We start from the raw sequence: 12,531 nt of genomic DNA on the forward strand, positions 1-12,531 counted from the left end.
GAATTATCCTTTCACAGCGCCCATGGTCAGGCCGCGCGAGAGATGCTTCTGGATCAGGATGACGAGGATCAAGATCGGAGCGAATGCGAGGAACGAGACGAGTGCGATTGCGTTGTAGATCACCCCGTCGGAGCCGCCGGTGAAGTTGGCAAGCGCAACGGACATCGTGTAAGCCTTGGAGGTCGATGCGATGAGAAGGGTGAACAAGAATTCGTTGATAGCGAAGATCGCTGCTATAACCGCCGCGGTGATGATACCGGGCAGGCAAGCCGGGATCATGATTTCCCAAAGAATAGTCAGGTCTCCGGCGCCGTCTGTACGTGCCGCGTCCTCTAATTCCTTGGGAATATCCAGCATGTAGCTGCGAATGATCCAGGTGACGAGACTGAGATTGATGGCCGCGTAAATGAGCATCAAAGCCCAGACGGAATCCAGCAAACCCATATTTTTGAACAGAAAGAAGATCGGAACCGCAACGATGGCAGGCGCCATCATACGCGTCGACAAGATGTAAAAACCGATGTCCTCTCGGCCACGGAACTCATAACGAGCCAACGCGAAGGCTGCGGGAATTGCCAGGATCAGATCAATGACGACCGAGCCCGCGACGGCAACCACCGAATTTCGCAGATAGGAAGCGATCGGCCAGTCGCTGACGAGCAGGCGCCAGGCGTCCAGACTCCACGTCGGCCAGTAGATCGGCCTTGGCACGATGATCTCAGTTCTCGGTCTGAACCCTATTGTGAGGAACCAGATGATCGGAACAAGACAAACAAGCGCCCAGGCGACAAGGATGATGTAGCGAAGAAGGAGGCTTTCACCGCCGTTTTTTCGAATGCTGGCCATATCATGATTTCCCGGATTTGAATGCGCGCTTGACGACAGTCTGGGCGATGACGACCGTGAAGATCAGCATCAGCACCGATGCCGCCGACGCGTATCCGAAATTGAACATCCTGAAGCCCTGACGATAGATGAAGTAGCTCATCGTCTCCGTTGCGCCGCCCGGCGTGCCCTGGGTCATGATGTAGACGTTTGTGAACATCGTCGTGATGTCGATGCCGCGCAGCGTTACGGCAACCACGATGATAGGTCTCATCATCGGCAATGAAATGTTCCAGAAAATGCTGCTCCAGCTTGCCCCGTCCAGTCGAGCCGCTTCCTCGATTTCCTCGTCCTGGCCTTGAAGGGCTCCGACGAAGATGATGAAAAGAAACGGTGTCCACTGCCACACGTCCGCGACAATCAGGGTGAGCCTTGCCAGCCAGATAGAGGCAAGCCAGTCGACATTGTTGGAGACTATTCCGATGGACATCAGAATATCGGAGATCACCCGGCCATCGTTGAATGCGAGCTTCCAGATGAAGGCCACGGCTGACGGCATGAACAGCATCGGCATCAGGAAAATGATGCGCCATCCGCGGACAAACGGGTCGCGGTAACAGAAGAAGGCCACAGCCATCGCGATCACCGACTGCAGGACCAGGGATATGCCGCCGATGAGAGCGGTATTACCCAAAGCAGCCCAGAATTCACGATCCTGGATGATCCGTGTGTAGTTGCCGAGCCCGACCCAAGACCAAGTGACGAACTTGACGACAAAGAGGCTTTGATACATCGCGAAAAGACCCGGATACAGGGTGATCGCGAGTAGGTAGGCTACAGCAGGTCCAACCAATAGATACGGGAAGACCTTCCTCGCCGTAGCCGAACGGGGACGAGGTCTTGCGGGTAACTTTACGTTGGAGGCGGCGAACGCCGCCTCCGTTTCAAGTCTTTGAGTTGAATGTGTCATGATCTTAGAAAGGCAGTGCCTTGCCCTTGCCTACATAGAGGCCTGGCTCTGCGTCCGAGTAAGCAATCGGTGCGCTTCCACCGGAGAAGCCATTCTTCTCCAGAATGCTCTTCCAGGCTTTCTGCCCGTTCTCGAGGGCTTCCTTCCCTGAAATCTGACCGGTGACCGCCCGGTTGATTTCATTCCCGAGCGCCTGCTCCATCTCGAACATCCCAGGAATGCGCGGCGCGCACCAGGCGTGTTCCAGACTGTCCGCCCACACCTTCATAGGTTGGCTGACAGCGCGGAGACGCTCGTTGGCAAGAACGGACCGGTAGCCCGGAGCAACACCATTCGCATTCGCTTCGTTCATCGCCATGATAGACGAAGTCGTGAGGAATGCGAGCATAAGGAACGCGCCCTCGGGGTTTTGCGACGTGGCTGCAACGCAGGAGGTCGATCCGGCAATATTCGGCGGAGCGAAGACGCCGCCGGAAATGCGGGGCTCGTAGATCGTAACAAAATCATCGACGATCTTCGACTGATCAGGCCGCATGGCCTGGGTGCCGCTGTCCTGCCAGCTGATATTTGCTGCCACCTGTCCGCCAAGCCACGCGGCGCGGTTTTCACCCCAGCCGGCGCCCGATACGCCTTCGATGGCATTTTTCTGCAGAGCCATGATGATATCCATGGCCTTCATCCCGGCGTCGCTTGTGAGCTGCGGATTCCATTGGCTGTCGAATAAGGTCAGACCCGCTTGCGCCGCGATATGCTCCCAGGTGTAAGTTGCCCAGAAACCACGGGCCGCCATTAAGCCAACACCTGCTACGCCGCCGCCGAGCTTGTTTGCTTCGGCCGTGACGCGAATGAGTTCGTCGTAGCTTGGCACGGATTGGGCACGATCAATGGGGCCGCCGAGTATCTTCTCCATGATCGACTTGCGCAGATGCACCATCTGAACGTCGCAGTCGAACGGGATGCCGACCAGCTTGCCGCCGACGTAGCCGTAGTTCAGACGATAGGTATCATAGAAGTCGTCCAGCGGCAGTTTCCACTTGTCCGCATATTCGCTGAGGTCGGCAAGGAAGCCTGGGCCGGCGAAATCACCGAGCCACGGCGAGAAGAACTGCAGGGCGTCGAAGGATGCGTTTCCGGAAATGAATTCGGAAACCGCCTTGTCATAGAAGCTGTCGTCGGGGATCGGAACCAGCTCGACCTTGATGCCCGACAATTGTTCAAAGGGCTTCAGCCCCTCGGCAGCCGACTCCTGGTCGGCAGCGCCTACGGCAAACCTGACGGTTTTCCCGCTCTGTTCCGAGCGAACTTTCTCCCAATCCACCGTACGGATCCAGTCTTTCGCTGGGTCCCAGAGTGGATCGTCCGACATCTTGTATAGCTTGCGGTAGTCCTCGCGGACATAATCTTTAACGGAAATCTTGTCCAAAACCGACTGGATATCCGGCAGACCCGATTGCGCGAATGCGGGCAGCCTGAGGGCAGAGGCTGCGCCGGCAGCAAGCCCGAAAGCTGCGGAATGCCTCAGGAATCCGCGGCGCGATACGCCCGAACTTAAGACTGTCATGTTGTACTCCTCCCAATCTGAATAAACCAGTTGAATGCCAATGGAGGCAAGACTGTTTCGGTGCGGCCTCCACTCCGCGTCCATCCCTAGCACCATCCGCTCGAAGCGAACATTTGCTAACAAAAAATACAATGTGTTCATATTGCCCCGCTGTCAACCAGTTTTTGGACATGGTTTCCAGGACTGCGTATGAACATCGTGTTTTGTTTGGATATCTTTGTGCATTGCGGTAGGGCGAATGCGCCTATTTCTTGCCGATCTATGCACTGCGAGATAAATCTTGTAACGAAACTCATGAATTTGGGACGGGCGCCGACATCGCGGGAAAAGCGCTGATTTCCGTGCCAATGTCACCTGCCAACCTTAATGCACCCGAAAGGAAGCTAGATGCAGATCACGCCTCCAGTTGCCATGGTTCAGAGTGATTCTGAGAGGCTGCGAGCGCGAGTCGCGTGGCTCTACCACATAGAGAATTACACGCAGCAGGACATCGCCGCTCAATTGGGCATCAATCGGGTAATGGTCGTCCGACTCTTGGCGGAAGCGCGTCGCCGCAACGAGGTGCGTGTAACCATCTCCTCGCCTCTTTCCGATATGATCGCTCTTGAAAGAGAGTTGGAGACGACGTTTGGGATCAAGCAGGTCATTGTTGCGCCCTTCGCCGATCCTGAAGGCGACCCAACGAAGGTCATTGCAGCAGCAGCCGGAACGCTGATTACCGGTTTGATGCATTCGGGCATGATCGTTGGCGTAGGTTGGGGGCGCACCCTTTATAATACCTTGCCATTTATTGCAGGGGCCGCCCTCGACGACTTTCGCGTCGTCTCACTGCTCGGAGGCATTTCAGCCGCGCGTCGCTTCAATCCTGCCGAGTTTGCCTGGCAGTTCGCAGAGCTTTTCAAAGGCGAGGGTTTTCTCGTGACTGCACCGGCAGTGGTGGATAGCCCCGAGACAAAGCATGCGCTGCTGGAAAGATGCGGCCTTGCCGCGATTTTCGAAATGGCGGATAAGCTCGACGTCGCACTTCTCTCGGTCGGTGGGATCTCTGCACTGACGACGAGTTATCGCACCGGGTATTTGAGCGAGGCTGACCGTCGCTCCTTGATTGACGCCGGCGCCGTCGGAGACGTGCTTTATAATTTCATCGACAAGGACGGCAACGTTATCGACCACGAGGTTAATGCTCGGGTCATATCAGTGAACCTCGAGCGGTTGCGGCGCACACCGGAACGCATCCTAATCTCGGGTGGACCAGAAAAGCTGGCAGCGCTTCGTGCCTGCCTTGTTACAATAAAGCCAACAACCTTGGTAACCGACGAGCAGACTGCGGGCGCCCTGCTGGCGTCAGTGTAAGTCGATCCCACGGAGCGCCGAACCGGAAGTGGCGCTCTCCTATTCCTTGCGATAGTGTGCGCGTTGTAGCCTGCGCACTATCCCGCACGCCCGCGGGCAGATCGCGCGCAATCCAGATCAGCAACAAAGTCAATCACGGCCGCGGCACGCTGTTGCCGGCTTTCGCCTGCCCGCGGGATAATCATTTACGTTCGATCGAGTTACAAAAGTTCTTGTTTTCCGCGCATGATAAGCGTTGGCGGCATCTGAATGCCAAATTCAGAACATATTGATTGACTGAATGACAAATGTACATTACCAATCTGTCTCGAATGAATTCGGGAGGAATGGAATGCCCATTAACGTTGCGCCAACCGGGCTTGCACGCGATCTCATGCGTCGAGAGACCGAGGGAAAGCCTATTCGCATTGGACTGATTGGAAGCGGGGAGATGGGCACCGATATCGTGACCCGTGTCGCCCATATGCAGGGTATCGAGATCGGGGCAATCTGCGATCTCAACGTCACTCGTGCCCGCGAGGCCGTTGATATTGCTTACCGGGCAGACGGTCATCATCGCGAAGCCGCCAGTGCTGATCAACTCAACAATGCGATCGAGTCGGGCAAGATCGCCATCACAGCCGACTCCGCCAATATTCTGAACAGCGGCTTGATCGACGTCGTCGTCGATGCCACCGGTGTGCCTGCTGTCGGTGCGGAGATCGGCTTAGCAGCCATGGAGCACGGCAAGCATCTCGTGATGATGAACGTCGAAGCCGACGTTACGATCGGCGCCTATCTCAAAAGTGAGGCTGAGCGGCTTGGCGTTACCTATTCGCTTGGAGCGGGAGACGAGCCATCGTCTTGCCTCGAATTGATCGAGTTTGTTTCGGCGATGGGGCATCCGATCGTTGCGGCAGGCAAGGGCAAAAACAACCCGTTGAACATCGATGCGGTCCCGGACCAATACGCCGAAGAAGCAGCCCGCCGGAACATGAACGTTCGTATGCTTGTCGAATTCGTCGACGGCTCTAAAACAATGGTGGAAATGGCCGCCATCGCAAACGCAACAGGTCTAGTGCCGGATAAGCCCGGCATGCATGGTCCGGCGGCCACGCTTGACGAACTGTCGAAGGTTCTCGTGCCTGAAAAGGACGGCGGCGTACTGACGAAGGCAGGTGTTGTCGACTATTCGATCGGAAAGGGTGTCGCCCCTGGTGTGTTCGTCGTTGCGGATATGTCCCATCCGCGGATCTCGGAGCGCATGGAAGATCTGAAGATGGGGAAGGGGCCGTATTTCACCTTCCACCGGCCATATCACCTGACCTCATTGGAAGTGCCGCTCACCTGTGCCCGTGTGGTTCTTTACGGGAAACCCGACATGGTCCCTCTGTCCACTCCTGTGGCCGAGGTTTGTGCGGTGGCCAAGAAGGATCTCCAGCCTGGCGACAAGCTCGATGCAATCGGCGAGTACTGCTACCGCGCCTGGATCATGACTGCGCCTGAAGCGCGCAACGCCTCTGCTATTCCATGCGGAATGCTGCAGGGAGGCAAAGTGACCGCGCCGATCAAGAAGGGTGAACTGATTACCTACAGCAACGCATCGGTCGCGGAAGGCTCTCGTCTAGCCGCCTTGCGTGCTCGGCAAGACGCTCTCGTCTACGGCAGGGAGGCGTAAATGGCGAACTCAGCAAGAGCGATGAAGAGTGCCGAGACCAGCAATCTCCCCTTCATCTACCGACAATATACCCGCGACCAGCTGCTGGACGCTCTTCGAAAGATGCACCTCATTCGCCAGTTCGAAGAAGGCGCTGAGGAAAGCTACACACGCGGTCTCATCCACGGGACGATGCATCTGTCGATCGGTCAGGAAGCCAGCGCTATGGGCGTTTGCCTCCCGCTGACGCAACAGGATCAGATCACCTCGACCCACCGAGGCCATGGTCACTGCATCGCCAAGGGCGCGGATGTCAAACGCATGTTCGCGGAGTTCTTTGGCAAGACGACCGGCTATTGTGCTGGCCGCGGCGGTTCCATGCATATTGCCGATGTTACGACCGGCAATCTCGGCGCAAACGGCATTGTCGGGGGCGGCTTGCCTATAGCTGTCGGTGCCGCTCTGACATCGAAGCGCCTGAAGACCGGTAAGGTCGTCGTCTGCTTTTTTGGCGACGGCGCGAACAACGAAGGTGCGTTCCACGAAGCGTTGAATATGGCTGCCGTTTGGAAGCTGCCCGTTATCTTCGTCTGCGAAAACAATGGTTACGGCATGTCGACATCGACCGCACGATCGACGGCGGTTGCCAATATTGCAGACCGTGCGGCCGCTTACAGCATGCCCGGCGTCATTGTCGACGGGAACGTGCTTTCGGAGGTGGCAGAAGCCACTCACAACGCCGTCGAGCGCGCCAAGCGCGGCGAGGGGCCGTCGCTCATCGAGTGCAAAACCTATCGTTACCGAGGTCATTCGAAAAGCGACCGAAATCGCTACCGCACGAAAGACGAAATCGAGGACTGGATGAGCAACCGCGATCCAATCGCCCGGTTCGAAGCAGAGCTCCGGGAGTTCGGTATCGCGAACGACACTGAACTTGCGGCAATCCGCAAGTCCGTCGAGGACGAAATCGCGGCCGGGATTGAATTCGCCAAACAAAGCCCGATGCCCGAGATTTCCGGTCTGGCCGATAACGTCTACACGGAGCAAGCGTAATGGATACCACGGTTCGAGAGCTCAGCTACTCCCAAGCTATCCAAGAAGCCATGGCGATCGCGATGCAAGCGGACGAGCGCGTCATCCTGATGGGCGAAGACATCGGTGTCTACGGCGGCGCTTTTCAGGTCACCGGCGATCTCATCGACAGGTTCGGACCGGACCGCGTGATGGACACGCCGATTTCCGAACTTGGCGGCGCAGGCGTCGCGGTCGGTGCTGCTATGACCGGACTGAGGCCGATCTTCGAATTTCAGTTCTCAGACTTCGCCGCTCTGGCGATGGAGCAGATCGTTAATCAGGCCGCCAAAATGCGCTACATGCTCGGCGGCGAAGTCTCCGTGCCGGTTGTCATGCGCTTTCCAGCCGGCTCAGGGACCGGGGCGGCTGCTCAGCATAGCCAGAGCCTGGAGGCGTGGCTTGGACATGTCCCAGGTTTGAAGGTGATTCAGCCGGCAACCCCATATGATGTTAAGGGCATGCTGCTCGCCGCTGTCGCCGACCCCGACCCGGTGATGATCTTCGAACACAAGCTCCTCTACAAGATGAAGGGGCCGGTTCCGGAAGGTCACTACACGGTTCCCCTCGACAAGGCGGAGATCCGCCGACAGGGTAAAGATCTTAGTATCGTGGCGACATCGATCATGGTTCATAAGGCGCTCGAGGCAGCCCAACAGCTGGCTGCTGAGGGGATCGACGTCGAAGTGATCGATCTCCGTTCGGTGCGTCCGATCGATAGAGCGACCGTGATCGCAAGTGTGAAGAAGACGACAAGGCTTCTCTGCGTATATGAGGGCGTCAAAACACTCGGCGTCGGTGCAGAAATAAGTGCGATGATCGCTGAAAGCGACGCATTCGACTACCTCGATGCGCCGATTGTCCGCCTTGGCGGCTCCGAAACGCCGATTCCGTACAATCCGGAGCTCGAGAAAGCTGCCGTTCCGCAAGTCCCTGACATTTTCAATGCAGCCCGGGATCTTGTGAGGGGAGTGCGATAGAATGGCGACAGAAATCATCCTCCCCAAGGTCGACATGGATATGGCGACCGGCAAGATCTCGAAGTGGTTCTTCAAGGAAGGTGACCGCGTCGGCAAGGGCGACGTGCTGTTCGAAATCGAAACCGACAAAGCGGCAATGGAAATAGATTCCCCCGCTGCGGGCATTCTTCGCAACGTCAACGGCGAAGAAGGCGTTGATATTTCCGTCGGTTCGGCGGTCGCTTGGATCTACGAAGAGGGCGAGGAATATCAGGCCGCATCTGTGCCATCCACGCCGACCATGCCCGCAGAGACGGGGGCTTCGGAGGCGACCGATCTCGGCTCAATCAGCGCACCAAATCATACCGCATCGGCAGGTGCCGGAAGCTCAATGAGGGCTACGCCCTTGGCAAGGCGCCTGGCGCGGGAAACCGGTATCGATCTGGGATCGGTGGTCGGGACCGGTCCGCATGGAAGAATCGTGAGCGCGGATGTTTCGAAGGCTCGGGTTTCCGAAGTGCCGCCTACCCCGTCCGCGCCCGCCGGCGCGCAGCATGTCGGGCAGAAAGCTTCGTCGGACGGGTCGTTGGCGCTATTTGCCGAAGGCACGTTCGATGTGCAGCCTCATACCCCGATGAGAAGAACGATCGCCCGGCGACTGCTGGAAGCGAAGACCACCATTCCGCATTTCTACCTGTCGGTCGACTGCCGCCTCGATGCTCTGCTCAAGCTGCGAGCCGAGCTCAACGCGTCGGCGCCGATGGCGGATGGCGCGCCGCAATTCAAGTTGTCGGTCAATGACATGGTCATCAAAGCCTACGCGCTGGCGCTTGGATCAACACCCGACGCGAACGTGTCCTGGACGGAAGAGAGCCTGTTGCGTCATCATTTCGTCGATGTAGGAGTTGCCGTTTCGGTGGCGGGTGGTCTGATCACGCCAATCATCCGGCATGCGGAATCCAAGACGCTTTCCGCGATCTCGAATGAGATGAAGGATTTGGCTGCACGCGCCAGATCGGGAAAATTGAAGCCGGCCGAGTACCAGGGCGGCACCGGAGCAATCTCGAACCTCGGCATGTTCGGGGTGAAGGAATTTGCCGCGATCATCAATCCTCCCCATTCAACCATCCTGGCCGTTGGCTCCGGGGAGAGAAGGCCGATCGTCAGCGCTCAAGGCGATTTGTCGAGCGCGACAATCATGACTGTGACGTTGTCTACCGATCATCGTGCGGTTGACGGTGCTCTCGGCGCACAGCTCCTCGGAAAGTTCCAGGCGTTCATCGAAAATCCGATGAGTATGCTGATCTAGCTTCCTCCCAGGCCTCGGGGGATCTTGTCACGAGGCGAAGGCCTCGTGACGGATCCCCTATCTTTTCAAGGAAATCAGATGTCCTACGACGTCATCATCATTGGCTCCGGTCCCGGCGGCTATGTCGCCGCCATCCGCGCCAGCCAGCTCGGTCTGAAGACGGCGATCGTCGAGCGCGAGCATATGGGCGGCATCTGCCTGAACTGGGGCTGCATCCCGACCAAGGCGCTGCTGCGCTCGGCCGAGGTGCTCGATCACGCCAACCACTTCAAGGATTTCGGCCTCGTTCTCGAAGGCACGGTCAAGCCGGACGCCAAGGCCGTTGTCGGCCGCTCGCGCGCCGTTTCCGCCCGCCTCAATGCCGGCGTCGGCTTCCTGATGAAGAAGAACAAGATCGACATCATCTGGGGCGAGGCGAAGGTGACCAAGCCCGGCGAGATCGTCGTCGGCAAGTCGTCGAAGCCTGTGGTCGAGCCGCAGCATCCGCTGCCGAAGAACGTCAAGGGCGAGGGCACCTATGCCGCCAAGCACATCATCATCGCCACCGGCGCCCGCCCGCGCGCGCTGCCGGGCATCGAGCCGGACGGCAAGATGATCTGGACCTATTTCGAGGCGCTGAAGCCCGACGCGCTGCCGAAATCCCTGATCGTCATGGGTTCGGGCGCGATCGGCATCGAATTCGCAAGCTTCTACCGCTCGATGGGCGTCGACGTCACGGTCGTGGAAGTCATGCCGACCATCATGCCGGTTGAGGATGCGGAAATCACCGCGATCGCCCGCAAGCAGCTGGAAAAGCGCGGCCTGAAGATCTTCACCAGCGCCAAGGTCACGAAGGTCGAGAAGGGCGCGGGCAGCATCACCGCCCATGTCGAGACGTCGGATGGCAAGGTGCAGCAGATCACCGCCGACCGGATGATCTCCGCCGTCGGCGTTCAGGGCAACATCGAAAATCTCGGCCTCGAGGCGCTCGGCATCAAGACCGACCGCGGCTGCGTCGTCACCGACGGTTACGGCAAGACCAATGTCGCCGGTATCTATGCAATCGGCGACGTTGCCGGCCCGCCGATGCTGGCGCACAAGGCCGAGCATGAGGGTGTGGTCTGCGTCGAAAAGATTGCCGGCCTGCCGAATGTTCATCCGACCGACAAGGGCAAGGTTCCGGGCTGCACCTATTGCAATCCGCAGGTCGCCTCCGTCGGCCTCACCGAAGCCAAGGCCAAGGAGTTGGGCCGAGACATCCGCGTCGGCCGTTTCTCCTTCGCGGCGAACGGCAAGGCAATCGCGCTCGGCGAAGACCAGGGCATGGTGAAGGTGATCTTCGACAAGAAGACCGGTGAGCTTCTCGGCGCCCACATGGTCGGCGCTGAAGTCACCGAACTCATCCAGGGCTTCGTCGTTGCGATGAACCTCGAGACGACCGAGGAAGAACTGATGCACACCATCTTCCCGCATCCGACCGTCTCCGAGACGATGAAGGAAGCCGTGCTCGATGCCTATGGCCGTGTGCTGAACGCTTGAGGCCCGATAATAAAACGCTGCATGATCATCCGTCAGACACGCAGCTGGCGCTTTTCAGCTAGAGGAGGATTTTCAGATGGCACGCATCACACTAAGGCAGTTGCTGGATCATGCAGCGGAGGAGGGCTACGGCGTTCCCGCCTTCAATATCAATAATATGGAACAGGCGCTCGCCATCATGGAAGCCGCGGATGCGGTCCGCGCCCCGGTCATCATCCAGGCATCGCGCGGCGCGCGCGCTTACGCCAACGACATCATGCTGAAGCATATGATGGACGCCGTCGTCGAAATTTACCCGCACATTCCCGTCTGCGTGCATCTGGACCACGGCAACGATCCGGCCAGCTGCATGACGGCCATACAGGCAGGCTTTACCTCGGTCATGATGGACGGCTCGCTGAAAGCCGACGCGAAGACACCCGCCGACTGGGATTATAATGTCGGCGTGACCAAGAGAGTGACCGAAATGGCCCATCTCGGCGGCATCTCGGTCGAAGGCGAGCTCGGTGTGCTCGGTTCTCTCGAGACCGGCATGGGAGAGGCCGAGGATGGCCACGGCGCGGAAGGCAAACTGTCGCATGACCAGTTGCTGACCAACCCGGACGAGGCGGTGAGATTCGTGCGTGAAACTGGCGTCGATGCACTGGCGATCGCCATGGGAACCTCGCACGGCGCCTACAAGTTCACACGTAAGCCCGACGGTTCGGTGCTAGCGATGAATGTCATCGAGGAAATTCACCGCAAGCTGCCGAACACCCATCTCGTCATGCACGGGTCTTCGTCGGTCCCCGTCGAGTTGCAGGAGATCATCAACAAATACGGCGGCCAGATGAGGCCCACCTGGGGCGTGCCGGTCGAAGAAATCCAGCGCGGTATCAAGAACGGCGTGCGCAAGATCAACATCGACACGGACGGCCGCATGGCGATGACCGGGCAGATCCGCCGGGTCTTGCAGGAAGATCCGAGCGAATTCGATCCGCGCAAATATCTGAAGCCGGCAATGGCCGCGCTCACAAAGCTTTGCAAGGAGCGCTTCGAACAGTTCGGCACTGGCGGCATGGCGGAGCGGATTACGCCCCTTCCTGTCTCGGTGATGGCAAAGCGCTATGCCTCCGGCGAGCTCGATCCGTGCTTCTCGTGATTATCAAGTCACGGAGCACCGACCGGAACTTATGTTCTGACAGGTATCAATTGTCCAGCGGGGACCCTGCAAACGCTTCCAGTGTTTGCTAGTATGAACATTTCGACGGTGTTGTCGCCGTTTGTAATACCGAAACGTAAATTTAATCAATCCGTGTAATCGTGTCTCAATCGGAGCAGCGAGTGCTT

General features: G+C 58.1%; 10 protein-coding genes. 7 read left to right on the top strand and 3 right to left on the bottom strand.

The annotated features are described in order from the left end of the window. Positions 1–3: 3 nt before the first annotated feature. From ATY77_RS00185 to ATY77_RS00195, 3 genes are read right to left on the bottom strand one after another with little or no spacing between them, the layout of a single operon-like run. Positions 4–846, bottom strand: a complete 843-nt coding sequence (locus ATY77_RS00185; RefSeq protein WP_020919817.1) for a carbohydrate ABC transporter permease — start codon at positions 844–846, stop codon at positions 4–6. A gap of 1 nt (position 847) precedes the next feature. Further along, positions 848–1,795 (bottom strand): sugar ABC transporter permease, encoded by a 948-nt coding sequence (locus tag ATY77_RS32300; protein WP_141103890.1) that lies wholly within the window; start codon positions 1,793–1,795, stop codon positions 848–850. 4 nt (positions 1,796–1,799) lie between these two features. After that, a complete protein-coding gene (locus ATY77_RS00195; RefSeq protein WP_088675448.1) occupies positions 1,800–3,356 on the bottom strand; it encodes an extracellular solute-binding protein in 1,557 nt (518 codons plus the stop codon). A 387-nt stretch (positions 3,357–3,743) separates the two neighbouring features. Here ATY77_RS00195 and ATY77_RS00200 point away from each other — a divergent pair, with 387 nt between their 5' ends. The 7 genes from ATY77_RS00200 (at position 3,744) to fba (ending at position 12,343) form a co-directional block, all read left to right on the top strand. Then, entirely contained in the window at positions 3,744–4,709 is a 966-nt protein-coding gene (locus ATY77_RS00200) for a sugar-binding transcriptional regulator (RefSeq protein WP_088685561.1), read from the top strand. Positions 4,710–5,040: 331 nt separating this feature from the next. Further along, on the top strand, positions 5,041–6,366 hold the full coding sequence (locus ATY77_RS00205) for an NAD(P)H-dependent oxidoreductase (protein ID WP_088685562.1): 1,326 nt from the start codon (positions 5,041–5,043) through the stop codon (positions 6,364–6,366). Beyond that, positions 6,367–7,398, top strand: coding sequence for a thiamine pyrophosphate-dependent dehydrogenase E1 component subunit alpha (locus tag ATY77_RS00210; protein ID WP_088685563.1), 1,032 nt, complete (start codon positions 6,367–6,369; stop codon positions 7,396–7,398). Continuing rightward, positions 7,398–8,396, top strand: coding sequence for an alpha-ketoacid dehydrogenase subunit beta (locus ATY77_RS00215; RefSeq protein ID WP_088685564.1), 999 nt, complete (start codon positions 7,398–7,400; stop codon positions 8,394–8,396). Before ATY77_RS00210 ends, ATY77_RS00215 begins: the two co-directional genes overlap by 1 nt. A gap of 1 nt (position 8,397) precedes the next feature. After that, the gene (locus ATY77_RS00220; protein WP_088685565.1) at positions 8,398–9,684 is read left to right on the top strand and encodes a pyruvate dehydrogenase complex dihydrolipoamide acetyltransferase; all 1,287 of its coding nucleotides are present in this window, start codon (positions 8,398–8,400) and stop codon (positions 9,682–9,684) included. Positions 9,685–9,762: 78 nt separating this feature from the next. Beyond that, complete coding sequence (lpdA, locus tag ATY77_RS00225) at positions 9,763–11,202, top strand: dihydrolipoyl dehydrogenase (RefSeq protein ID WP_088685566.1); 1,440 nt, start codon at positions 9,763–9,765, stop codon at positions 11,200–11,202. A gap of 76 nt (positions 11,203–11,278) precedes the next feature. Continuing rightward, positions 11,279–12,343 carry a class II fructose-bisphosphate aldolase gene (gene fba / locus ATY77_RS00230; RefSeq protein WP_088685567.1) on the top strand — a complete coding sequence of 355 codons (1,065 nt, stop codon included), beginning with the start codon at positions 11,279–11,281 and terminating at the stop codon, positions 12,341–12,343. The last annotated feature ends 188 nt before the right edge of the window (positions 12,344–12,531 follow it).

This window comes from Rhizobium sp. R634 (genome assembly GCF_002211305.1).
Lineage (GTDB): Bacteria > Pseudomonadota > Alphaproteobacteria > Rhizobiales > Rhizobiaceae > Rhizobium.

Excerpts from the sequence above, each read along its gene's own strand:
- ATY77_RS00185 (WP_020919817.1), bottom strand. The coding sequence starts at position 846 with ATGGCCAGCATTCGAAAAAACGGCGGTGAAAGCCTCCTTCTTCGCTAC.
- ATY77_RS32300 (WP_141103890.1), bottom strand. The coding sequence starts at position 1,795 with ATGACACATTCAACTCAAAGACTTGAAACGGAGGCGGCGTTCGCCGCC.
- ATY77_RS00195 (WP_088675448.1), bottom strand. The coding sequence starts at position 3,356 with ATGACAGTCTTAAGTTCGGGCGTATCGCGCCGCGGATTCCTGAGGCAT.
- ATY77_RS00200 (WP_088685561.1), top strand. The coding sequence starts at position 3,744 with ATGCAGATCACGCCTCCAGTTGCCATGGTTCAGAGTGATTCTGAGAGG.
- ATY77_RS00205 (WP_088685562.1), top strand. The coding sequence starts at position 5,041 with ATGCCCATTAACGTTGCGCCAACCGGGCTTGCACGCGATCTCATGCGT.
- ATY77_RS00210 (WP_088685563.1), top strand. The coding sequence starts at position 6,367 with ATGGCGAACTCAGCAAGAGCGATGAAGAGTGCCGAGACCAGCAATCTC.
- ATY77_RS00215 (WP_088685564.1), top strand. The coding sequence starts at position 7,398 with ATGGATACCACGGTTCGAGAGCTCAGCTACTCCCAAGCTATCCAAGAA.
- ATY77_RS00220 (WP_088685565.1), top strand. The coding sequence starts at position 8,398 with ATGGCGACAGAAATCATCCTCCCCAAGGTCGACATGGATATGGCGACC.
- lpdA (WP_088685566.1), top strand. The coding sequence starts at position 9,763 with ATGTCCTACGACGTCATCATCATTGGCTCCGGTCCCGGCGGCTATGTC.
- fba (WP_088685567.1), top strand. The coding sequence starts at position 11,279 with ATGGCACGCATCACACTAAGGCAGTTGCTGGATCATGCAGCGGAGGAG.